The following is a 23,867-nucleotide window of genomic DNA, read 5'->3' on the forward strand; positions in this document are numbered from 1 at the left end:
AGTGTTCAGGCGTAGCGCGATTTCATGCACCGACCACGGTTACCCAGTAGCGTGTACGCCGTTCAAGACGCACTGGCAGGGCGCTGGTGACAGCGCGCAAAACCTGTTCGGTATCGTCGAGCCTGAAGGTGCCGCTCAAGCTCAGTTGCGCCACTTCGGGGGCGCAGCGTAGCCAGCCCGGCCGGTAGCGGGACAGCTCGGCAATGAAGTGACCGAGGCGTTGGCCATTGGCAATGATCAGGCCTTTGTCCCAGGCATCGGAACCACTGGCAAGCGCCTCGATAGCGCCGAAGCGCTGGTCATCGAACCGGCAGCCCTGCGCCTGGCTCAGCGTCAACGACTGGCCGGAGGGCAGGGTGGCGCGGGCTTGCCCGGCATGCACATCGAGACGGGCGCCGCTATCGAACAGGCGTACCGAGAAACGGCAGTGCTGCGCATCGATAAGCCCGTGGCGGGTCTGTACCTGGCACTGCTGCTGCTCGGGGACATCTACCATGATCTCGCCCTGGCGCAGGAACAGCCGGGGTTGCCCCCCTGTTTCTTCCACATCCAGCGCGGTGTCGGTGTTGAGGTGCACGGTGGTGCCGTTTTGCAGGCGTAACCGCCGCTGCTCGCCTACGCCGCTGCGGTAATCCGCCAGCCAGCCCAAGCGCGAGGTTTGTGGGTAGCTGACTGTGCCCAATGCGGTGACGCCCAGCAGGACTGCGCCCGCCTTGATCACCCGGCGCCGGCTGCTACGGCGGTTTTCGGCAGTCAGGTTCAGCACCCTGGCAGTCGAAGGGTGGGTCGTGCTGGCCACCCGGTTTTGCAGGCGCTCGGCTTGCAGCCAGGCCCAGGCATTGTCCGGCGCCGCATCGTGCCAGCGTTGCCAGGCGGCATGGTCGCTCGCTTGTGCCTCGCCGCTGTTCAGCTGGCACAGCCATTCGGCGGCCTGGCGCAGGGCGGCGAGTTGCCGGGGGTTCAAGGTGCCGCTCAAAGACCGTGGCTCAGGCTGTAGATCATGCAGTGTTCGGCGGCTTTGATGATGTAGCGGCGCACGCTCATTTCAGAGACGCCGAGCTCTGCGGCGATCGATTTGTACGGCATGCCGTCGACCTGCGACAACAGGAACGCCTTGCGTACCTTGTCGCCCAGGGCCGCGAGCATGGCGTCCAGTTCGTACAGGGTTTCCAGCAACGCCAGGTGGTGTTCGGGTGAGGCGTGAAAGGCTTCCGGGTGCTCGGCCAGTGCCTGCAGCCAGGCTTTTTCCAGATTGACGCGACGCATGCGGTCGATCATCAGGCGCCGCGCGATGGTTGCCAGGTAGCCCTTGGGTTCGCGCACCGCGTTCAACTTCGCTGCCGCGTCCACCGCCGTCAGCACCCGGATGAACACATCCTGGACCAGGTCGGCGGCCAGGTGCTGGCAGTTGACCCGTGACCTTAACCAGCCATGCAGCCACCGGCTTTGCGACTGGTAAAGGTGGGTGACCTGGGTGTTCAGGGGGACGTCCTGCATGCTCATGGAAAGGGGCTACTGCTGTGTAAATGGGAATTGTTCGTATATTAGGCGCGACTTTTCCGCATTTGCAACACAAGTGCTATGGGTTTGATGGCCATCTTTCTCAGGCGAACAGCGGATTGCCCCGCAACCGCTCCACTGCCATATCCACGAACGCCCGCACCTTCGCCGGCGCCTGTCGGCCCTCGGGATACACCAGGTGAATCGGCAATGGCGGCTCTTCGAATTCCTCCAGCACCACCTGCAATTCACCGGCGAGCAAGGCCGGGCCGACCTGGTAATGCAGCACCCGGGTCAAACCCCAACCCGAACGCGCCGCATCGATCACCGCCTGGTTGGTATTGCACATCAGCACCGGGTCGATGCCGATTCGCTGCCCGCCGGCGAAGCGCCATTCCGGCGAAGCCCATGAGCTGTTGGACGCGACGATGCGGTGGTCCTTGAGGTCTGTCGGGGTGGTCGGCGTACCACGCTTTCCAAGGTAGTCCGGCGCCGCGCAGATCACGTGACGCACCGCGCCGACCCGCACCGCAGTCAGGCCGGAGTCCGCCAGATGGCCGATGCGCACGGCAACATCGAGCCCTTCCTCGACGATATTCACCTGGCGATCGATGAACAGGGTCCGCGCGTGCATGCCGGGGTAGGCGTCGAGGTAGTCGGTGACGATCGGCAGTACGTACAACTGGCCGAACAGGATCGGCGCGGTGATCGCCAATGTCCCGGACGGCTCGCTGTAGTGACCGGCCGCAGCGGCTTCGGCTTCGGCGATATCACCGAGAATGCGCCGGCAGTCGGCGAGATAGTGTGCGCCGGCTTCGGTGGTCTTCACCGACCGCGTTGTGCGCACCAGCAGGCGTGCGCCGACCAGGTCTTCCAGCGCCGCCACGATCCGCGTCACCGCCGGCGCGCTCATGTGCATCTGCCGTGCGGTCTTGGCGAAGCTCTCGGTTTGCGCAACGTTCACGAAGACGCGCATCGCCAGCCAACGGTCCATTGCGGTGGGTTTCCTTCGGGTCAGGAGCTTGTCATGGGCGTCTCCGGTGAGTCCCGGGACGCCGTCGGGGTGCCCGGGATTATGTGCCATTTTGCGCATCCTTCCAGTGTCGGCTTCAGAAGCCGAAGTGGCTGAGGCCCGGGTGATCGTCCGGACGCCGGCCCAGCGGCCAGTGGAACTGGCGGTCTTCTTCGCGGATCGGCTGTTCGTTGATGCTGGCGTGGCGCGCGCGCATCAGGCCGTCTTCGGCGAACTCCCAGTTCTCGTTGCCGTAGGCGCGGAACCACTGGCCGCTGTCGTCGCGGTACTCGTAGGCGTAGCGAACGGCGATGCGGTTGCCGGTGAAGGCCCACAGCTCCTTGATCAGCCGGTAGTCCAGTTCGCGGTTCCATTTGCGGGTGAGGAAGGCTTCGGCTTCGGCGCGGTTGTGGACGAACTCGGCGCGGTTTCTCCAGCGGGTGTCCGTGGTGTAGGCCAGCGCGACTTTGGCAGGGTCGCGGCTGTTCCAGCCGTCTTCGGCCAGGCGGACTTTTTCGATGGCGCTCTGTTCGGTGAACGGTGGCAGTGGTGGACGGGACATGGTCAGTCTCCTGAGTGATGAGTGAAGTCAAAGGGCGAGCTGGATCGGATCCTCACCGGCCGCGACCGCGCAGCAGATCAGCACTTCATCGTCACCGACGCTGGCGCTGGGCTCCTTGATATAGGTGACCGCACCCTTGAGCAGGCGGGTGCGGCAGGTGCCGCAATGGCCTTCGCGGCAACTGTATTCCGGTGACAGGCCACGGGCTTCCGCCAGTTCCAGCAAGGTGCCGGACTCCGGTGTCCAGCGGGCTTCCTTCAGCGAGTCCATGAAGGTGACCGCTACCGGCGCTGTTGCGGGTGGCAGGCGCACGGGTGCGGCGCTGGCGCCGGTGCGGGTCAATGAGCCGGGCCCGAAAGCCTCGGCGTGAATGCGCTCGTCGGCGATGCCGTAGCCACGCAAGCCGTCGTAGATCGCCTGGGTGAATGCGGGCGGGCCGCACAGGTAGAACGCGTAGTCGCCGAAGGGCAGATAACGCCCAAGCAGCGGCGTGTCGATGCGGCCCGCGACGTCGTAGTCGATGCCCGGCGCAGCCCCGTGGGTGTCGCTCAGTACGCGGACCTGTTTGACCGCACCGTTGGCCATGCCGACCAGCGCCGCCAGTTCCTCATCGAAGGCGCGATCCGCCTTCGAACGGGCCGCATAGAACAGCGTGGCCGGGCGGATTCGCTGGGTACGTGCGCCTTCGAAAACGAGGTGGCGCAGCATCGCCAGCATCGGTGTGATGCCGACGCCGCCGGCGATCAGTATCGCGGGGCGCGGGTCCGCGGCATCCAGGGTGAAGTCGCCCGCTGGCGCACGCGCTTCCAACGTGTCGCCTTCGCGCAGTTCGTCGTGGAGATGGGCGGATACCCGGCCGTCGCGTTTCACGCTGATGCGGTAATGGCTATCGGACGGCGCGACGGACAAGGTGTAGGTGCGAATGACCGGTTTGTCGGCGCCGGGCAGTCGCACACGGATCGGCAGGTGCTGGCCTGCCAGATGTGGCTGCAGCCCCGCGCCGTCGGTGGGTTCTAGATGAAAGGAACGGATCGACGCGCTTTCCTGCACCACGCGGGAAACTCTCAATGGCCGCCAGCGGGTGGCGAGTTCGGTCGCGCGCAGGCGCTCTTCGGTCTGCTGCCAGTCGCCGGTCATCAGCGAGCTGTCGGCCTCGCCGTCTTTTTGGGATATCCAGCGCAGGGCGAGGCCGCCGGGGCGACGGACAATCTTGCGCGGGCGGAAGGTCCAGAGCCGTTCGGCGCCCTGAAACGCAGCGATTTCAGGCGAATCGAAGATCACCTCGGCGTCGCCGGTCATCTGCAGCAGGTCGCCGCTGGCGAAATCGACGAAGAGCAGTCCGGCCTTGCCGTTGAGATGGATATTACCCAGCGTCGAGAAAAACAGGTTGCCGTTGAAATCCGGAATGGTCAGCGTGCCGTCTTCGCCGACACGCACGAAGCCGGCCTTGCCGCCACGGTGGGAGACATCGACCTGGCGGCAGTCCTGGCGATCGGCGTAGGAGGCGACGAAAAAGGCGTCGGCGCCTTCGATCAATGCGCGGGCTGCCGGGTCGATGCCTGGGAGTTGTTCGATCTGCCCTGGCGAGGGCGCGTCTGGCTCGCGATCAAAGCGGAAGTCGCGCAACTGAATGTAGCGGGGGCAGTTGCCGAAACTCTGGTCGACCTGCACCCGGAAGCCCTGATCGATCTGCGCCAGCACACCGTTCATGCGATTGCGCCGGCGGCTGTGCATCTCGATGCCCAGCAGGCCGACCGGCGCACCGTCAAGCATGCCCCGGGCGGCGGGATCCAGCGGATCCGGCCGGGCATGGAGATCGAGCGCCGTCGGTGTTGGCGAGGACATGAAGCCCGGCCGGCCTTCAATAAAGGTCGCCCAGGCATCGCCCTCGGCGTCCACGCTGCCGAGGACGATAAAGGGCAACTGGCCGTAGAAGTCGCGATGCTGGTTGGGCATGAAGTCCCGGATGACCCGCTGGCCGACACCTTCCATGCGCTCGGCAACGCCGACTTTCGCCTGGATGAACGTCTCGCCTTCATGCCAGATCGGCAGCGTGTTCAGGTGTTCGGCCATGTTCGTCTCTCCCGTGGGGTGGGGCAGCGTTGGTCAGGCGTTGGCGGTCAGGCCGGCCGGGGTTTTGGCAAAGGGGACGAAGCCGGGCAGCGCTTCCACGCGAGCGAGGAAGGCGTTGACGGCGGGGTAGGCGGACAGGTCGACATTGCCTTCCGGTGCGCTGGCGATATAGCTGTAGATCGCGACGTCGGCGATGGTCGGGTGATCGGCCGCCAGCCAGTCGCGGTTGGCCAGATGCTGCTCCAGCCGGCCGAGCAGCACATGGGCCCGGGCAATCACTTCATCGGCATTGAAGCTGGCGTTGAACACGGTGATCAGCCGGGCCGCTGCGGGACCGTAAGCCAGTTCGCCGGCCGCGACCGACAGCCAGCGCTGAACCTGTGCCGCGCCGGGTGCGTCTTCCGGCAGCCAGTCACTGCGGCCGGCTTTCTTCGCGAGATAGACGAGGATCGCGTTGGAATCAGCGATTACGATCTCGCCATCTTCCAGCACTGGAATCTGGCCGAAGGGATTGAGCGCCAGAAACGCGGGCGCCTTGTGTGCAGCGGCTGCCAGATCGACGAGCGCCAGCTCATGGGGCACGCCCAGCAGCGAGGCGAACAACACGGCGCGGTGGGCGTGGCCCGACAGGGGATGGTGGTGAATTTTCATGGTTCGGCTCCTGACTGCGGGGCGGGTTGATTCCCGATCCGTGCCTCCAGTGTGGGATCGAACGCTTTTCGGCGGAATACGCGTTGTGGTGAGTTCTTTATTTCACTGGGTGGAATAATCCCGTTTTCGATGCCTGACCGGAGGCATTGCCCGAACCAACCTCGCGGTGGGATGATTCGCAATTGCAATCACTGCCCATCCAGAGCACTGTCCGTGTCCCCCAGACTTCTCCTTACCGAAGACGACCTCAACCTGCGTCAGGACCTCGAGCACCATTTCCAGCGCCGTGGGTTTCAGGTCCATGCCTGCGAAAACGGCACTCAGGCCCTGGCGGCAATGGAGCAGGGCGGCTTCGACCTGATGCTGCTGGACATCATGCTGCCGGGGATCGATGGCCTGAGCCTGCTGGATACTCTGCGCCGGCATCAGTCGGTGCCGGTGATGCTGATGTCCGCCCTTGGCGCCGAGCAGGACCGCATCAGCGGGTTCACCCGCGGTGCCGATGACTACCTCCCCAAGCCGTTCAGCCTCGCCGAGCTGGATGCGCGGGTGGATGCGCTGTTGCGGCGGGTGGCGCTGGATCGGCGGCGCGACGAGCAGGGCAGCGACAGTGGTTCGCTGACCTTCGATCAGGAGCGTCAGGACGTCATTCATCAGGGCCGCAACGCCGGGCTCACCGGTTCCGAATTTCGTTTGCTGTCGACGCTGCGCGCTCATCCCGGGGAGGCGTTGAGCAAGGCGTTTCTCTATCAGACGGTGCTGCACCGTGCCTACACCCGACTGGACCGTGGCCTCGATGTGCATGTCTGCAACCTGCGGCGCAAGCTGACCGCCATCGGCGCGGCCCATGTGCAAATCCAGTCGGTGCGCAGTCAGGGCTACATCCTGGTGGAAGCGGAGCCGTCCTGATGCGTCGTCATCCGCTGTTATGGAAGCTGGCCCTGATACTGGTGAGCTTCTGCCTGTTGCTGACGTGGCTGATCTGGACCTGGGGCCTGTCGGTGGAGCGCAGCACCTACTTTCTCAGCGCGGCCGATCAACGCTATCTGGCCCGTTATGCCGAGCAGGCTGAACAGGCCTGGCGCGACGGCGGAGCCGAAGGTGCCGAGGCTTACCGCAAGCAGCTCGCACAGCAGGAAGACACCTGGGTGGCGCTGGTCGGGCCCTATCTGCAAAGCCTCGGCACCACGCCGCTGACCGCTGACGATGCCAGCCACCTGACCTTCATGCGCAAGCTCGACTGGCCCATGAGCCGGCGGCTGCAGGATGAATTGCCGTATGTCAGCATCGAGTTTCCCGAGCATCCCGAAGACGGCCGGCTGGTCATTCAGTTGCCGGAGCGTTTGCTACCCACCGGCCTGACGCCTTGGACCCATCTGGTCACCCACGGTATAGCGCCGGCGGTGTTGGCGTTGCTGCTCGGGCTGGCGCTCTATCGCCATCTGGTGGTGCCGCTCAATCGCCTGCGCGACCGCGCCGACGCGTTGCGTGCCGATGATCTGAACAGCCCCGGCCTGCCGTTGCAGGAGCGCCGCGATGAACTGGGCGAACTGGCCCAGGCTTTCGAACATATGGCCGGGCGCTTGCGGCGCAGCCTCGATCAGCAACGGTTGTTGCTGCGGACGTTGTCCCACGAGTTGCGCACGCCGCTGGCGCGGTTGCGCATCGCCCATGACAGCGGCGTGCCGGCGGAGCAACTGCGCGAGCGTCTGAACCGGGAAGTGGACGGCATGCAGCGGCTGCTGGAAGACACCCTCGACCTGGCCTGGATGGACACCGAACAACCGGAGTTGTCCACCGAGCCGGTGCAAATGCTTTCGGTGTGGGAAGCGCTGTGTGAAGACGCCTGTTTCGAAAGCGGCTGGGCGCGCTCGCGCTTTCCTTCGACGCTCGCTGCCGATTGCCGGATCCAGGGCCATCTGGACAGTGTCGCCCAGGCGCTGGAAAACCTGCTGCGCAACGCCATTCGCCACTCGCCGGAAGGTGGCACGGTCAGCTTCGAGGGCGTGCGTGAAGGTGACACTTGGCACTTTCAATTGACGGATCAGGGGCCGGGCGTCGCCGACGCCGACCTCGAGCGCATCTTTGAGCCTTACCAACGTCTGGCCGGCAGCGGCGCGGGTTTTGGCCTTGGATTGGCAATCGCCCGTCGCGGCATCGCCCTGCAAGGCGGCACGCTTTGGGCCAGCAATGGCCATCCGGGCCTGGTGCTGCATCTGGTGCTGCCCGTCGCCGAGGAATGTTTAGAAAGTTAATGAGCTTTACTCTCAATTAGCAGTCATTATCATTCGTGATCTCTTGCCTACAGCGCGACGTTCCGGAGATCGAAAGATGTTGCCCCGCCCAGCCACCCGCATTCCCTTCCTGCTGCTGTCCAGTTGCCTGTTGTCCACCGCCGTGCAGGCGGCTTCCGAGCCGCAGGTCGTCGAGCTGGAAAGCCAGAACGTCGTTGCCACCGCGCTGGAAGAGACCAAGCAGGCGCCGGGCGTGTCGATCATCACCGCCGAAGACATCAAGAAGCGCCCGCCGGCCACTGACCTGTCGCAGATCATCCGGACCATGCCCGGGGTCAACCTGACCGGCAACTCCACCAGCGGCCAGCGCGGCAACAACCGCCAGATCGATATTCGTGGCATGGGCCCGGAAAACACCCTGATCCTGGTCGACGGCAAGCCGGTCGGCAGCCGCAGTTCGGTGCGCTACGGCTGGCGCGGCGAACGCGATTCGCGTGGCGACACCAACTGGGTGCCGGCCGATCAGGTCGAGCGCATCGAGGTCATCCGTGGCCCGGCGGCAGCCCGTTATGGCTCCGGCGCGATGGGCGGGGTGGTGAACATCATCACCAAGCAGGCCAGTGCCGAAACCCACGGCAACATGACCGTCTACCAGAACTTCCCGCAGCACGACGAAGAAGGCGTCAGCAAGCGCGTGACCTTCGGGCTCAACGGCCCGCTGACCGATAGCCTCAGCTACCGGGTCTACGGCAACGTGGCGAAAACCGATTCGGATGACTGGGACATCAACGCCGGCCACGAATCCGCCCGTACCGGTAACTAGGTCGGCACGCTGCCGGCTGGCCGCGAAGGCGTGCGCAACAAGGACGTGAACGGCCAGTTGAGCTGGCACCTGAGCCCCGAGCAGACCCTGGAACTGGAAGCAGGCTTCAGCCGCCAGGGCAACATCTATACCGGTGACACCCAGAACACCAACTCCAACGCCAACGTGAAAAGCATGCTCGGTCACGAGACCAACATCCTTTACCGCGAGAACTACGCGCTGACCCATCGCGGCGACTGGGATTTCGGCAGCACCATGGCCTACCTGCAATACGAGAAGACCCGCAACCAGCGGATCAACGAAGGCCTGGCCGGCGGCACCGAAGGCATCTTCAGCAACACCGATTTCTACACCTCTACCCTGCGCGACCTCACCGCCCACGGCGAAGTGAACCTGCCGCTGCACGCCCTGCGTGACCAGACCCTGACCCTCGGCGCCGAGTGGAGCCAGCAAAAGCTCGATGACCCGAGCGCCAACACCCAGACCACCAGCGAAGGCGGCGCGGTCAGCGGCCTGACCAGCGGCGGCCGCGACACCAGCTCGCAAGCGCAGATCGTCTCGTTCTTCGCTGAAGACAACATCGAACTGCTGCCCGGCACCATGCTCACGCCGGCCCTGCGTTTCGATCACCACAGCATCGTCGGCGACAACTGGAGCCCATCGCTCAACCTGTCCCACGCGCTGACCGACACCCTCACCCTGAAAGCCGGTATCGCCCGTGCCTACAAGGCGCCGAACCTTTATCAGCTCAACCCTGACTACCTGCTCTACAGCCGCGGCCAGGGCTGCTATGGCCAGAGCACCAGTTGCTACCTGCAAGGCAACGACAAGCTCGAAGCCGAGACCAGCATCAACAAGGAACTGGGGATCGAGTACCAGAACGACGGCTGGGTCGTCGGCCTGACGTACTTCCGCAACGACTACAAGAACAAGATCGAGTCCGGCATGAGCCCGGTGGGCCGCGCGACTGGTGGCACCGGCACTTACGTCAACTCTGCGATCTACCAGTGGGAAAACGTGCCGAAGGCGCTGGTCGAAGGCCTCGAAGGCACCCTGACCATTCCGCTGACCGAGCAGTTGAAGTGGAACAACAATTTCACCTACATGCTGCAATCGAAGAACAAGACCACCGGCGAGACCCTGTCGGTGACCCCGAAGTACACCCTCAACTCAATGCTCGACTGGCAGGCCACCGACGCGCTGTCGCTGCAGGCCAGCGTGGCCTGGTATGGCAAGCAGACGCCGAAGAAGTATGACTATCACGGTGCTCGCGTGACCGGTAACGGCAACAACCAGTTGTCGCCGTATGCACTGGTGGGCTTGAGCGGCACGTACGCTTTCACCAAGAACCTGAGCCTGACCACCGGCGTCGATAACCTCTTCGACAAGCGCCTGTTCCGCGAAGGCAACGCCCAGGGCGTGAACGGTATCGACGGTGCGGGCGCCGCTACCTACAACGAGCCGGGCCGCACGCTCTACACCAGCCTGACTGCCTCCTTCTAAAAGGACCACAGCCGCCGCTTGCCTGTGCAAGCGGCGGCTGATCGCGCACAGAACGAGAATGCCTGATGAACCTCACCCCGTTATTTCTGAGCCTGGCGCTGATGGCGTCGGGCTCTGTTGCATTGGCGCAGCCGGAACACGAGCAGAAGATGGACGCGCCCGTGCTGCAACAGAAGGATTCCGCTTACCGCTTCACCACCCTCACGCTGGATTCTGCTGACGGCAAGCGCCACTACCAGCTCTGGATCGGCCAGCCGGATCGTCCGGCGCCGGCTGCGGGTTATCCGGTGTTGTGGATGCTCGACGGCAATGCCGCCCTCGGCGCCCTGCAAGCGCCGCAGTTGCGCGAACTGGCCGCCGGGCAAGCGCCGTTGCTGGTTGCCGTGGGTTACCAGACCGAGCAGCGCATCGAGCGCAACGCCCGCACCTATGACTACACCCCGGCGGTGCCGGGCCTGGCGGAGCAGGTCGATCCGCTGACCGGGCAGCCCAGTGGCGGTGTGGATGAGTTTTTTAACCTGTTGAATCAGCGCATGCGGCCGATGGTTGCCGCCGTTGCGCCGATTGATGGCCGTCGCCAGACGCTGTGGGGCCACTCCTACGGCGGATTGGCCGTGCTGCACGCGTTGTTCCGCCGGACTGGGGAGTTCAGTGATTACGCGGCGGCGAGTCCTTCGCTGTGGTGGCGGGACGGGGCGATCGTGCGCGAGGCCGAAGGTTTGTCGGCGCGTCTGGGCGACAGCCATCCTCGTCTGCTGCTGATGCGCGGGAGCGCCGAACCGTCCCAGCCACGCGGACCGAGCACGGGTGATGTGGAAGCACCCGCGCGGGCGCTGGTTGCCGATCTGCAGAAGGTTCCGGGGTTGCAGGTCAGCTACCAGCGCTTCGAAGGGCTGAACCACGGGCCGATGTTGCCGGCGTCGTTGCGGCTGGTGATCGAGCGGATGTCTCGCTGACTGGTTGGAGGTCCCCCGGCCTCCCTGCGACAAGACTTCACTTAATCTTTAGTAAATGCGGGTGTATCGTATTCGCCCTTCACGCTGGCCAGATAATGGCTGACTGTTGTTTTCCGCGAGTACGAGGTGCCTGTTCCGATGTCCTTTTCCCGTCGACAAATGCTCAAGGGGCTGACCGGCCTGGTGGTGGTTGGCCTGGGCGCCGGTGGCGCGGCCCGTTACTGGCTGGGCAAGGTCGAGGACGAGAACGCCGGGCACGACTACGAACTGATCGCCGCGCCGCTGGACGTCGAGCTGGTGCCGGGCTTCAAGACCGAGGCCTGGGCCTTCGGCCCGTCGGCGCCGGGCACCGAGTTGCGGGTGCGCCAGGGTACCTGGCTGCGGGTGCGCTTCATCACCCACCTGCCGGTGGAAACCACCATTCACTGGCACGGCATCCGCCTGCCGCTGGAAATGGACGGCGTGCCCTACGTGTCGCAGTTGCCGGTCAAGCCGGGCGAGTTCTTCGATTACAAGTTCCGCGTGCCGGACGCCGGCAGCTACTGGTATCACCCCCATGTCAGCAGCAGCGAGGAACTCGGCCGCGGCCTGGTCGGCCCGCTGATTGTCGAGGAGCGCGAGCCGACCGGCTTCAAACACGAGCGCACCCTGAGCCTGAAAACCTGGCATGTGGACGAGCAGGGCGCCTTCCTGCCTTTCAGCATCCCCCGCGAGGCAGCGCGCAACGGCACCGCCGGGCGCCTGATCACCATCAACGGCCAGGCCAACGCGGTGAGCGAGCTGCCGGCCGGGCAGGTGGTGCGGGTGCGTTTGCTCAACCTCGACAACACCTGGACCTACCGCCTCAACCTCAAGGGCAACTGCGAGGCGATGATCTATGCCCTCGACGGCAACCCCATCACCCCGCGTCCGCTGGAAGACGAGTACTGGCTCGGCCCGGGCATGCGCATTTGCCTGGCGATCCGCATTCCCGAGGTGGGCGAGGAAGTGTCCCTGCGCGACGGCTTTGTGCGCCTCGGCACCCTGCGCTCGGTCGCCAGCGCCGACACGCCGGGCGACTGGCCGCCGGCGCTGCCGCCGAACCCGGTCGCCGAGCCGGACCTGGAGAACGCCGAGAAACTCAACTTCAATTTCGAATGGGCCGGCAAGGTCTCGGTGGATACCGACAACGGCAGGCCGCCGAGCCTCTGGCAGATCAACGGCCAGGCCTGGGACATCACCGACAAGACCTGCGCCGACCGCCCGATCGCCACGTTGCAGAAGGGCAAAAGCTACATCTTCGAGTTGAAGAACATGACCCAGTACCAGCATCCGATCCACCTGCATGGCATGAGCTTCAAGGTCATCGGGTCCAATCGTCACAACATCGTCGAGCCGTGGTTCACCGACACCTACCTGCTGGGCAAGAACGAACGCGCCCAGGTGGCGCTGGTGGCGGATAACCCGGGGACCTGGATGTTCCATTGCCACGTCATCGACCACATGGAAACCGGCCTGATGGCCGCGATCGCGGTGGTGTGATGCGACCGCAGATCATCGATCGCAGCCGCGATCAGGAATTCATGCGCCTGGCCCTGGAACTGGCCGCCCAAGGCGCGGCTCTCGGCGAAGTGCCGGTGGGCGCGGTGCTGGTGCAGCACGGCGAAGTGATCGGCCAGGGCTTCAACCGGCCGATCATCGACAGCGACCCCAGCGCCCACGCCGAAATGGTCGCCATCCGCGCCGCCGCCAAGGCCGCCAGCAACTACCGGCTGCCAGGCAGCACTCTGTATGTGACGCTGGAACCGTGCAGCATGTGCGCCGGGCTGATCGTGCATTCGCGGGTCAACCGCGTGGTTTATGGCGCGCTGGAGCCCAAGGCCGGGATCGTGCAAAGCCAGGGACAGTTCTTCACCCAGGGTTTTCTCAATCACCGGGTGCTCTATGAAGGCGGGGTGCTGGCGGAGGAGTGCGGGACGGTGCTGAGCGAGTTCTTCAAGGCCCGAAGAGCCAAGGCTTAAAGCGGCGGGGTCTGCTCCGCCGGCTTGTCCTTGTTGACGCCGGGCACGTGCAGGTTGCCTTCGGCGACCTGGCTGCCCTCGAGCTGCGGCTGGGTCACCCAGGTGAGGATGTCGTAGTAGCGGCGGATGTTGGCGACGAAATGCACCGGCTCGCCGCCGCGGGCGTAACCGTACTTGGTCTTGCTGTACCACTTCTTCTGCGACAGCCGCGGCAGCATCTTTTTCACGTCCAGCCACTTGTTCGGGTTCAGGCCCTCGCGTTCGGCCAGCTTGCGCGCGTCGTCCAGGTGACCGCCGCCAACGTTGTAGGCGGCCAGAGCGAACCAGGTGCGGTCCGGCTCCTTGATGGAATCGTCGAGCTGTTCCTTGACGTGCATGAAGTACTTGGCGCCGCCGCGGATGCTCTGCACCGGATCGAGGCGGTTGGACACGCCCATGGCCTGGGCCGTGCGCTGGGTCAGCATCATCAGGCCGCGCACGCCGGTCTTGGAGGTCACTTCCGGCTGCCACATGGATTCCTGATAACCGATCGCCGCCAGCAGGCGCCAGTCCACCTGTTCCTGCTTGGCCGAGGTGCGGAAGTGCTTTTCGAAGCGCGGCAGGCGCTGTTGCAGGTGCTGGGCGAAGGTGTAGGCGCCGACATAGCCGAGGACGTCGACGTGCCCGTAATAACGGTCTTTCAGGCGTTGCAGGGTGCCGTTCTTCTGCACCTTGTCGAGGAATTCGTTGATTTCGTTGAGCAGGCTGTTGTCTTCGCCGGCGGCCACGGCCCAACGCTGGTCACGGGCGTCGCCGAGGTCGAAGGCCACCCGCACGTTGGAGAAATACACCTGGTTCATCGCCAGTTCGTTGGAATCCACCAGGGTCAGGTCGATCTGACCTTCATCGACCATGCGCAGCAGGTCGACCACTTCCACTTGGTCGGACTCTTCATATTCCAGGCCCGGGTACTGTTTCTTCAGTTCGGCGAGCTGTTCAGCGTGGCTGCTGCCCTTGAGCACCAGGATGCGCTTGCCCACCAGCCCGGCGGCATTGGTGGGGCGGGTCTTGCCGTTGCGGTAGATGACTTGCGGGGTGACTTCTAGATAAGGGTGGGAGAAGCGCGCCTGGCCCTTGCGCTGCTCGCTGCTGACCAGGCCGGCGGCGGCCAGCACCGGGCCTGATGGCTTGCCGAGCTGGCTGAACAGGTCGTCGAGGTTGTCGGCAGTTTCGATCTGCAGTTCGACGCCCAGATCGTCGGCGAAGCGCTTCACCAGCTCGTATTCGAAGCCGGTCTCGCCGTTACGATCCTGGAAATAGGTGGCCGGGCTGTTGCGGGTCACCACGCGCAATACACCATCCTCCTTGATGCGTTCGAGGGTGCTGGGTTTTTCAACGCAGGCACCGAGCATCAGGAAGAGTCCGGTTGCGATGAGCCATTTGGCGCAACGCTGGCGCAAAGCAGTCTGGGCAAACATAACGTGCAGTATACGCAAAGGGCCTGCCGTGCCATATCTCGACAACTGATAGCTTGTCTGCTATCGCCGCCTGTGCTTGCGACTTTTCAGCGCAGTTGCAGCCCGCCGACGGACGGACGGCTGCCCTGGAACGCACTTGCCGACATTCGGATGGCCGCCAATGCAGCGTTTCGGGTGCCTGACGCAGAGGTTTAGGCTAGAATGCACGGCCTCTAAGCACACCCCCTTCCTGAGGCTGTCCCGACGATGTTGATCCTGCGCGGCGCTCCTGCCCTTTCTGCCTTTCGCCACGGTAAATTACTCGAGCAATTGAGCCAGAAAGTCCCCGCTGTTAGTGGTTTGTACGCTGAATTCGCTCATTTCGCCGAGGTTGACGGCGATCTGACCGCCGACCAACAGCAAGTGCTTGCGCGCCTGCTCAAGTACGGCCCGAGCGTACCGGTACAGGAACCTGCCGGTCGCCTGTTCCTGGTCATGCCGCGTTTCGGCACCATCTCGCCCTGGTCGAGCAAGGCCAGCGATATCGCCCACAACTGCGGCCTGGAAAACGTCCGTCGCCTGGAGCGGGGTATTGCCTTCTATGTCAGTGGTGAGCTGAGCGAAGCCGACGCCGCTGGCGTTGCCGAGCTGCTGCACGACCGCATGACCCAGGTGGTGCTGGCCCGGCTGGAAGAGGCCGCGGGCCTGTTCAGCCACGCCGAACCCAAGCCGCTGACTGCCGTCGACATCCTCGGCGGTGGCCGCGACGCCCTGGCCAAGGCCAACGTCGAGCTGGGCCTGGCCCTGGCCGAAGACGAAATCGACTACCTGGTCAACGCCTTCCAGGGCCTCAAGCGCAACCCGCACGACATCGAACTGATGATGTTCGCCCAGGCCAACTCCGAGCACTGCCGTCACAAGATCTTCAACGCCAGTTGGGATATCGACGGCGAAAGCCAGGAAAAAAGCCTGTTCGGCATGATCAAGAACACCTACCAGATGCACAGCGAAGGCGTTCTGTCCGCTTACAAGGACAACGCCTCGGTGATCGTCGGTTCGGTCGCCGGCCGCTTCTTCCCGAATCCTGAAACCCGCCAGTACGGCGCGGTGAAGGAGCCGGTGCACATCCTGATGAAGGTCGAGACCCACAACCACCCGACCGCCATCGCTCCGTTCCCGGGCGCGTCCACCGGCTCCGGCGGCGAAATCCGCGACGAAGGCGCCACCGGTCGCGGCGCCAAGCCGAAAGCCGGCCTGACCGGCTTCACCGTTTCCAACCTGCGCATCCCGGGCTTCGAACAGCCGTGGGAACAGGCGTATGGCAAGCCCGAGCGCATCGTCAACGCGCTGGACATCATGATCGAAGGCCCGCTGGGCGGCGCCGCGTTCAACAACGAGTTCGGCCGTCCGGCCCTGACTGGCTACTTCCGTACCTTCGAACAGTCGATCAACACCCCGCACGGCGAAGAAGTTCGCGGTTACCACAAGCCGATCATGCTGGCTGGTGGTATGGGCAACATCCGTGAAGACCACGTGCAGAAGGGCGAAATCACCGTCGGCGCCAAGCTGATCGTGCTCGGCGGCCCGGCCATGCTGATCGGCCTGGGCGGCGGCGCTGCCTCGTCGATGGCCACCGGCGCAAGCTCCGCTGACCTCGACTTCGCGTCCGTGCAACGGGAAAACCCGGAAATGGAACGCCGCTGCCAGGAGGTTATCGACCGTTGCTGGCAACTGGGCGACAACAACCCGATCGCCTTCATCCATGACGTCGGCGCTGGCGGTATCTCCAATGCCTTCCCGGAGCTGGTCAACGACGGTGGCCGCGGCGGCCGCTTCGAACTGCGCAACGTGCCCAACGACGAGCCGGGCATGGCCCCGCACGAAATCTGGAGCAACGAATCCCAGGAGCGTTACGTGCTGGCCGTCAGCGCGGTCGACTTCGAGCGCTTCCAGGCCATCTGTGAACGCGAGCGTTGCCCGTTCGCCGTAGTCGGCGAAGCCACCGAGGAAGCGCACCTGACCGTCACCGACAGCCATTTCGGCAACACCCCGGTGGACATGCCGCTGGAAGTCCTGCTGGGCAAGCCGCCGCGCATGCACCGTTCGGTGACCCGCGAAGCTGAGCTCGGCGATGACTTCGACCCGGCCCAGCTGGAACTGACCGACTCGATCGAGCGCGTCCTGCGTCACCCGGCCGTGGCCAGCAAGAGCTTCCTGATCACCATCGGCGACCGCACCATCACCGGTCTGGTTGCCCGCGACCAGATGGTCGGCCCGTGGCAGGTTCCGGTGGCCGACGTTGCCGTGACCGCCACCAGCTTCGACGTCTACAGCGGTGAAGCCATGGCGATGGGCGAGCGCACTCCGCTGGCGCTGCTGGACGCTCCGGCATCCGGCCGCATGGCGATCGGCGAGACGCTGACCAACATGGCCGCCTCGCGCATCGAAAAACTCTCCGACATCAAGCTGTCGGCCAACTGGATGTCCGCCGCCGGCCATCCGGGTGAAGACGCCCGTCTGTACGACACCGTCAAGGCCGTGGGCATGGAACTGTGCCCTGAGCTGGGCATTACCATTCCAGTGGGCAAGGACTCCATGTCCATGAAAACCCGCTGGAGCGACGAGGGCGCGGAGAAGAGCGTTACCTCGCCGATGTCGCTGATCGTCACCGGCTTCGCACCGGTCACCGATATCCGCAAGACCCTGACCCCAGAGCTGCGCATGGACAAGGGCGAAACCGACCTGATCCTGATCGACCTGGGCCGCGGGCAGAACCGCATGGGCGCCTCGATCCTGGCGCAGACCCACGGCAAGCTGGGCAGCCAGGCGCCGGACGTCGATGACGCCGAAGACCTCAAGGCCTTCTTCGCGGTGATCCAGGGCCTCAACGCCGACGGTCACCTGCTGGCCTACCACGACCGTTCCGACGGCGGCCTGCTGACCACCGCGCTGGAAATGGCCTTCGCCGGTCACTGCGGCCTGAGCCTGGAACTGGACACCCTGACCAGCAAGCGCGAGAAAGTCGCGGCCATCCTCTTCAACGAAGAGCTGGGCGCGGTGATCCAGGTTCGCCAGGACGCTACGCCAGACGTGCTGGCCCAGTTCAGCGCCGCCGGCCTGGGCGAAGACTGCGTTGCGGTGATCGGCAAGCCGGTCAACAGCAATGAAGTCTCCATCAGCCTCAATGGCGAAGTGCTGTTCGACGGCCAGCGCCGTCTGCTGCAACGCCAGTGGGCCGAGACCAGCTACCAGATCCAGCGCCTGCGCGACAACGCCCAGTGTGCCGATCAGGAATTCGACCTGCTGCTGGAAGAAGACAACCCGGGCCTGAGCGCCAAGCTCGGCTTCGACGTCAACCAGGACATCGCCGCGCCGTTCATCAAGAAAGGCGTGCGTCCACAGGTGGCGGTACTGCGCGAGCAGGGCGTCAACGGTCAGGTCGAGATGGCCGCAGCCTTCGACCGCGCCGGCTTCAACGCCATCGACGTGCACATGAGCGATATCCTCGCCGGCCGCGTCGACCTGGACGCGTTCAAAGGCCTGGTGGCCTGCGGTGGCTTCTCGTACGGTGACGTTCTCGGCGCCGGTGAGGGCTGGGCCAAGTCGGCGCTGTTCAACAGCCGTGCCCGCGACGCCTTCCAAGGCTTCTTCGAGCGCACCGACAGCTTCACCCTCGGTGTGTGCAACGGTTGCCAGATGATGTCCAACCTGCACGAACTGGTGCCGGGCAGCGAATTCTGGCCGCACTTCGTGCGTAACCGTTCCGAGCAGTTCGAAGCCCGTGTCGCCATGGTTGAAGTGCAGAAGTCGAACTCGATCTTCCTGCAGGGCATGGCCGGTTCGCGTATGCCGATCGCCATCGCCCACGGCGAAGGCCATGCCGAGTTCGCCAGCGAAGAAGCCCTGCTCGAAGCCGACCTGTCCGGCTGCGTGGCACTGCGCTTCGTCGATAACCACGGCAAGGTCACCGAAACCTACCCGGCCAACCCGAACGGCTCGCCGCGCGGGATCACCGGCCTGACCAGCCGCGACGGTCGCGTCACCATCATGATGCCGCACCCTGAGCGGGTCTTCCGTGCTGTGCAGAACTCCTGGCGTCCTGACGACTGGAACGAAGACGGCGCCTGGATGCGCATGTTCCGCAACGCGCGGGTGTGGGTGAACTAAAGGGTGTACAAGCTCGCCTTCTTCGTTCCGCCGAGCCACGTCGACACGGTCAAACAGGCCGTGTTCGCCGCGGGTGGCGGGCGCATCGGCGACTACGACTGCTGCGCCTGGCAAGTGCTGGGCCAGGGTCAGTTCCGCCCGTTGGACGGCAGCCAGCCGTTTATCGGGCAGAGCGGGGTGGTCGAGCAGGTGGAAGAGTGGCGAGTGGAATTGGTGGTGGCCGACGACCTGATTCATCAGGTCGTCGGTGCGCTGAAGCAGAGTCATCCGTATGAAACGCCGGCATATGAGGCGTGGAAATTGGCTGATATCTGATTTTGGTAACTGCTTAGTGGCGCATCGCGAGCAAGCTCGCTCCTACAGGATTTGGAAATCATCGTGAACCCTGTAGGAGCGAGCTTGCTCGCGATGCGGCTCAATCATTTCTTCTCGACAATCCCCGACTCCAGCCTAACCTCCCGATCATGCCCCCCGGTGCGCAACAGCCCCAGGTCCAGTGACGAATCCCCTTCCTCCAGATTCATCCCGCCATTCTTGTAGGTGTTGACCAGATCACTGCCCAGCTCCACTGGCGCATTCGACAGGTTGGTCCCCACCACTCGCCGCACATCACGGCCATTCAGGGTTTCCTGGCTGATCCGCTCGCTACCCAGTTCGACCTTGCCCTGGCTTGAGCGCACATCCGCCCCCGACAGTTTCACATCGCCGCCAACCTGCAAGGCAACGCCTTCCTGCCCGCTCAACCGACTCTGACTGGCGACGCTGTCACGCCGTGCGTAATCCACTTTCACGTCCAGCGTCGGCGAAAGGCCCGGATCGGCGCTCTGTACCGCACCGCCGACTTTCTTCTCGGCGCTGGCGCCCAGCGGACCACCGAAGGAGCGCACGGCATTGAGGTAGCCCTGCGGGTTCTTCTCCCGGCTCAGTTGCGCATCGACATTCACCTTCAACGCGTTGACCCGGTCCTGGCGGCTGGCCAGTTGCAGGTCACCGCCGATAACGCCCTCGATGCGCCCGGCATTGACCCGCACGCCGTTGAGCTGCATGTCGTTCATGCTGTACAGGCCGACCTGCCCGGCGTCGAGCTGGCTGTTCTGGTGCACAAGGTTGTCGCGTTGGTCGAGGTTGAACTGCGCCCGGCCATACAGGCCCTTTTTCGTTTCGTCGCGGGTGGCCGCCGGGGTCATGGCGATGCCGGCACCCACGGTCAGGTCAAGGTTGTCGCGGCGCTCGCTGCTGGTGGCGGACTCGATCAGTACGCCGCCGTTTTCCGCCGCGACCTTGATCCGCTCGGCCGATGCCTGCAGGCCCTCAAGGTGAATCGCGTCGCCCTGTCTTGCGTGGCTCGACAAGTTCACCTCCTGTTGCGCGGTGAAGACCGCGCCTGGGCACGGCGGTCGGACTCGAAATCCGCCCGTTGCTGAAATGCCCGCCCAGCCCGCCGCCCTTGCCGGCATCGTTCATCTTCAAGACCACCTCACCGCCGCCGCCAATGTTGTCGCCGCTGGCCTCATGACTGTCGCTGGCCGCCAGCACCCGCAGCGGGCCGTCGGCCTGCACGTCGATATTGGTTGGCTTGGCGCCGCTGCTGCCGATGCGGGTGCCGGCGAGCGTCAGCTCACCGCCGGCCTTGAGGCGGACATCGCCGGTGCTGTCGATGCTGGCGACCCGCGCCTGGCTGTCCTGGCTGTCGCTGCGTTTTTGATCCAGATAGCCACGGGCCTCCAGTGCACTGCCCGCCGGGCTGTTACCCGCCTTGAGCCAGGCATTGCCGTCGAGCTGGCGCAGGCTCTGCTGCTGATGATCGTTGGCCTGGGGCAGGCTGAGCTTGCCGGCCGTCTCAACGGTCAGGCCGCCCTTGCCGGCGTCGAAGGCGGTGCCCTCATAAAGCCCGTCGCTCCCCAGTTGAATCTGGATGCCCTGTTGCCCGTAGAGGCTCCCCGGGCGGGCGGTGGTCGTGGTGTTGCTGCTGCTCAGCGATCCGCCCTTGCCGGTGATTTTCCCGGCAATGTCCTTGCCCGTGCTGGTTTCCACCCGGGCAGTGCCACCAGCCTCCAAGCGCTCGACAGTCTCGGCGGTGGTGTCTTGCGCAGCGACGAATTGGTGAGTGCGGGCATCGATCTGCAGTCCGCCTTTTTCGGCGCGGTAGCGGGTGCCGGTATCGCTCACTTCATCTGCCAGGACCTTCACCGTGGTGCCGGCCAGCTCGCTGACCCGCGCGGTTTCGCTGCGGCTGGTCTGTTCGCGGTTGAGGTGCTCCAGCGCCAGGTCCACGCCCAGGGTTGGCGGCGCCAGGGCGTCTTCCACAGAGGCTTGCTGGAAGCGCGCGGCCTCGTTGCCGTTGATCAGGTTTTCGATCGGACGGGTGATATCGCGGGTTTCCAGGCTGAGGCCCAGGCTGCCCTGCCAGTTGCGTTCGCTGTCGCGGGTTTCGCGGACGCTGGCGGTGGCGCGGTTTTCCACCCGAGTCGCGTCGACCAGCAGGTGCTCGTCGGCGCTCACCTGCGCCGCTTCATTGATCAGCGTGTCGGCCTTGATGCGTAACGGTCCCGACGCCTTCAGCTCGCTCGGGAGGCTGTCGACCAGGCTTTCCTCCTGTTCCCGCCGCTGGTAGGCGCCCTCGTAACCACCGCCCTGGCGATCCATCCCCGCGGTCACCGCCAGACCGCCCGCCGAGCGGGTGCTGATGGTGAGTTGCTGCTCGCGGGTGGTTTGCGCGCCAAGGGTGACGGTCTTGCCGCTAATATCGATTGCGCCGCTGCTGTCGAGGTTGCTGCTGTTCAGCGACACGTCGGCCTGGCTGCCGATGTTGATCGCTGCGCCGCTGAGCTGGCTGGCAACCAGCGTGTCCTGGCTGCTGCTGCGCTCGCTTTTTTTCACTTCATAACCCGCTGAGGCAACGTATTGCTTCGACGCCGGCTTGCCGTCGAGCGCTTCGGCAGTCTGCCGCGCGCTGGCGTAGAGGCTCTTGTCGGTTTGTTGGGTGCTGCTGTTTTCGCTCTGGGTGGCGGCGCTGACGCGCAGGTCTTTCGCGGCGTCCAGTTGCAACTGCCCACCGGCCTTGAGCCGGGCACCGATGACCTGCAACTCGTCGGCGCTGGCCAGGCGCAGGTTGCTCTCCGAAGCCAGGTCGCTGACCAGCGCGGTGTCACGTTGCTGGCGGGTGTCGGTGCTGTTGCCGAGCAGGCCGAACAGCTTGCTGTCTTTGCTGCTCGTGCTGCGGGTCGAGCTTTCCCGCGCCGCTTCGACGCTGAGCAGGGCCTTTTCGCTAGCCAACAGGGCGTCGCCGGTGCTGCTGATCCGGCTGCCGCTGACCCGTACCTGATCGGCGATCACGGTCAAGGCACCGCCCGACTCAAGCTGGCTGCCACGAACGGTCTGCTGCTCGCCTTGCGCCCGTTCGCGGTTGCCGAAAAACGCCCCGGAGGCCAGGTCGCCCCGGTATTCCTTGCGGGAGTCACTGCCCTTGAGCGAGGTCCCGGCGATATCAAGTTCAGGGGTTTTGATGCTCATGTCCGCGCTGCTTCGCAGCTCGCTGCCGATGATGCGGGTGGGCCCCGCCGCCTCCACGGTCAGGTTGCGGCCCGAGAGTTGGCTGGGGCGGGCGCTTTCGCGGTAGTCGTGGGTGTCCTGGTCGCCGCGCCACAGGTGCTTGCGGTGGCGAATGCGTTCGTCGCGGGTCACGCTGTCGATGCCGGCGCTAACCTCCAGCGTGTTGCCGCTGCGCAGTTTCAGGTCGCCGCCTGCCTGTACGCCAGCGGCCAGCAGGCGGGCGTCGCCACCGGCATCGAGCGTGATGTCGCTGACCGCCTGAAAATCGCTGCCGGTGGTCAGGCGTTCGACTTCGCTGCCCGTTCGCTCGAAGGTTTCGGTGGTGACGAACCACCACTTCTTGTCCCACTTCTCGTTGTCGCGGCGGATGCTTTCGCGGGTTTTGGCGTCGAGGGTGAGGTTCTTGCCGGTGCGGACCTTGATCTGTTCGGCCCGGCCTTCGATGGCGCTCAGCGTCATGTTGTCCTTGGCGTCCAGCTCGAGGTTGCCTTTGCCGGCGTCGAGGCGACTGCGTTGCTGCGCGCTGCCGCTGATCTGCAAGTCCCCGGCCGAGCGAATGCTGATGCCTTGGCGAGCGTCCATCGACGGCGCCTCGATCCGCACGCCCGCGCCCTCGGCGGTGCTGATGATTCTGATGCGCCCGGCCTGCATGGCGCCGAACAGGCTGGCGTCGATCGAGCCCGGCGTGCCTGCCAGGTGCTCGACGATCTCGCCGCTGGCGCGGTCGATGCGGTTGCGGCCGACGGTCAGGTCCAGGTCGGTCGCCGCGCGGAGCGGGCCATGGCTCTCGATGCGCGGGGCGATCAGTTCCAGGGCGCCTTCTGCATTGCTCAGGCCAAGGCCGTCGACCCGCAGTTCACCGCTGGCGGTGAGGCTGTTGAGGTAGGTGAGGCGCTGGTCTTCGATTTCCGGGCGCCCCACCAGAAAGCCCGCGCGGGTGGTGTTGATGAAGCTGCCGCCGTTGATGGTGATGCCGTTGGGGTTGGCGAGGATGTAGTCGGCAGGCTGGCCGAAGATTTCCTGGGCGCCGTCAATGCGCGAGGCGTTGCGGCTGATTACCTCGTTGAGGATGGTGGACGCCGCCTGGCTCTGGAGTTGCGGGTTGGCGCCCAGCGCGCCGGCCAGTTGCGATTGCCCTGCCTGCAGGGCGTTGTTGAGCACTACGCCGGGCTGGCCGACGTTGTAGTCGAGAAACTGGTTGTGCGACAGGCCGCTGGCAGACGGCGCGACGATATTGATCACCGGCACACCGTTGTGCTCGTTGATGGACGGCGTTCCGCCCGGGCCGGTGGCCGGTTGCAGGCCGTTGTTGGCGATGGCGCCGGTGGGAACCAGCAGGCTGACGCTGATCGCCCAGCGCAGCAGGTCGGGGGTGAACCGTGGAGGTAGAGGGGTCAT

At 64.8% G+C, this 23,867-nt stretch carries 16 protein-coding genes and 1 pseudogene; 8 read left to right on the plus strand and 9 right to left on the minus strand.

The genetic code is table 11. The features are described from left to right. Positions 1–22 precede the first annotated feature (22 nt). The 6 genes from HWV67_RS10320 to HWV67_RS10345 all read right to left on the minus strand — a co-directional run bounded on the left by HWV67_RS10320 (position 23) and on the right by HWV67_RS10345 (position 5,798). Complete coding sequence (locus HWV67_RS10320; protein ID WP_175651158.1) at positions 23–976, minus strand: FecR domain-containing protein; 954 nt, start codon at positions 974–976, stop codon at positions 23–25. Next, a complete protein-coding gene (locus tag HWV67_RS10325; RefSeq protein WP_175651159.1) occupies positions 973–1,503 on the minus strand; it encodes a sigma-70 family RNA polymerase sigma factor in 531 nt (176 codons plus the stop codon). Before HWV67_RS10325 ends, HWV67_RS10320 begins: the two co-directional genes overlap by 4 nt. 100 nt (positions 1,504–1,603) lie before the next feature. Further along, positions 1,604–2,494, minus strand: a complete 891-nt coding sequence (locus HWV67_RS10330) for a LysR family transcriptional regulator (RefSeq protein WP_175651160.1) — start codon at positions 2,492–2,494, stop codon at positions 1,604–1,606. Positions 2,495–2,609: 115 nt separating this feature from the next. Continuing rightward, entirely contained in the window at positions 2,610–3,074 is a 465-nt protein-coding gene (locus tag HWV67_RS10335; protein WP_095154219.1) for a nuclear transport factor 2 family protein, read from the minus strand. Between the two features lie 27 nt (positions 3,075–3,101). Then, on the minus strand, positions 3,102–5,147 hold the full coding sequence (locus HWV67_RS10340; RefSeq protein ID WP_175651161.1) for a 2Fe-2S iron-sulfur cluster-binding protein: 2,046 nt from the start codon (positions 5,145–5,147) through the stop codon (positions 3,102–3,104). A 33-nt stretch (positions 5,148–5,180) separates the two neighbouring features. Beyond that, positions 5,181–5,798 (minus strand): glutathione S-transferase, encoded by a 618-nt coding sequence (locus tag HWV67_RS10345; RefSeq protein WP_175651162.1) that lies wholly within the window; start codon positions 5,796–5,798, stop codon positions 5,181–5,183. Positions 5,799–6,011: 213 nt separating this feature from the next. Between HWV67_RS10345 and HWV67_RS10350 the strand changes: the two genes are divergently transcribed. The 6 genes and pseudogenes from HWV67_RS10350 (at position 6,012) to tadA (ending at position 13,314) form a co-directional block, all read left to right on the plus strand. Continuing rightward, complete coding sequence (locus tag HWV67_RS10350; protein ID WP_175651163.1) at positions 6,012–6,707, plus strand: response regulator transcription factor; 696 nt, start codon at positions 6,012–6,014, stop codon at positions 6,705–6,707. After that, positions 6,707–8,053, plus strand: coding sequence for a HAMP domain-containing sensor histidine kinase (locus HWV67_RS10355; RefSeq protein WP_175651164.1), 1,347 nt, complete (start codon positions 6,707–6,709; stop codon positions 8,051–8,053). The genes HWV67_RS10350 and HWV67_RS10355 overlap by 1 nt, the downstream gene beginning before the upstream one ends. Positions 8,054–8,129: 76 nt before the next feature. Next, a pseudogene (locus tag HWV67_RS10360) lies at positions 8,130–10,358 on the plus strand (TonB-dependent siderophore receptor). Between the two features lie 65 nt (positions 10,359–10,423). After that, entirely contained in the window at positions 10,424–11,314 is an 891-nt protein-coding gene (locus HWV67_RS10365) for an alpha/beta hydrolase (RefSeq protein WP_175651165.1), read from the plus strand. Between the two features lie 138 nt (positions 11,315–11,452). Then, the gene (locus HWV67_RS10370) at positions 11,453–12,835 is read left to right on the plus strand and encodes a multicopper oxidase family protein (RefSeq protein ID WP_175651166.1); all 1,383 of its coding nucleotides are present in this window, start codon (positions 11,453–11,455) and stop codon (positions 12,833–12,835) included. Next, the gene (tadA, locus tag HWV67_RS10375) at positions 12,835–13,314 is read left to right on the plus strand and encodes a tRNA adenosine(34) deaminase TadA (protein WP_110968183.1); all 480 of its coding nucleotides are present in this window, start codon (positions 12,835–12,837) and stop codon (positions 13,312–13,314) included. The genes HWV67_RS10370 and tadA overlap by 1 nt, the downstream gene beginning before the upstream one ends. Here the strand turns inward: tadA and mltF are convergent. Next, positions 13,311–14,771 carry a membrane-bound lytic murein transglycosylase MltF gene (gene mltF / locus HWV67_RS10380; protein ID WP_175651167.1) on the minus strand — a complete coding sequence of 487 codons (1,461 nt, stop codon included), beginning with the start codon at positions 14,769–14,771 and terminating at the stop codon, positions 13,311–13,313. The two genes, tadA and mltF, sit on opposite strands and share 4 nt — an antisense overlap. A 246-nt stretch (positions 14,772–15,017) precedes the next feature. Between mltF and purL the strand changes: the two genes are divergently transcribed. Both purL and HWV67_RS10390 read left to right on the plus strand, forming a co-directional pair. Beyond that, positions 15,018–18,917 (plus strand): phosphoribosylformylglycinamidine synthase, encoded by a 3,900-nt coding sequence (purL, locus tag HWV67_RS10385; RefSeq protein ID WP_175651168.1) that lies wholly within the window; start codon positions 15,018–15,020, stop codon positions 18,915–18,917. Between the two features lie 3 nt (positions 18,918–18,920). Next, entirely contained in the window at positions 18,921–19,232 is a 312-nt protein-coding gene (locus HWV67_RS10390) for a Nif3-like dinuclear metal center hexameric protein (protein ID WP_110968185.1), read from the plus strand. Between the two features lie 104 nt (positions 19,233–19,336). Here HWV67_RS10390 and HWV67_RS31655 read toward each other — a convergent pair whose 3' ends face one another. Further along, positions 19,337–20,269: a hemagglutinin repeat-containing protein gene (locus HWV67_RS31655; RefSeq protein WP_256680081.1), complete on the minus strand. Its 933-nt coding sequence runs from the start codon at positions 20,267–20,269 to the stop codon at positions 19,337–19,339. Next, complete coding sequence (locus HWV67_RS10395; protein ID WP_256680082.1) at positions 20,229–23,867, minus strand: two-partner secretion domain-containing protein; 3,639 nt, start codon at positions 23,865–23,867, stop codon at positions 20,229–20,231. Before HWV67_RS10395 ends, HWV67_RS31655 begins: the two co-directional genes overlap by 41 nt.

This window comes from Pseudomonas sp. Marseille-P9899 (genome assembly GCF_903166565.1).
In the GTDB taxonomy this organism is placed as follows: Bacteria; Pseudomonadota; Gammaproteobacteria; order Pseudomonadales; family Pseudomonadaceae; genus Aquipseudomonas; species Aquipseudomonas huaxiensis.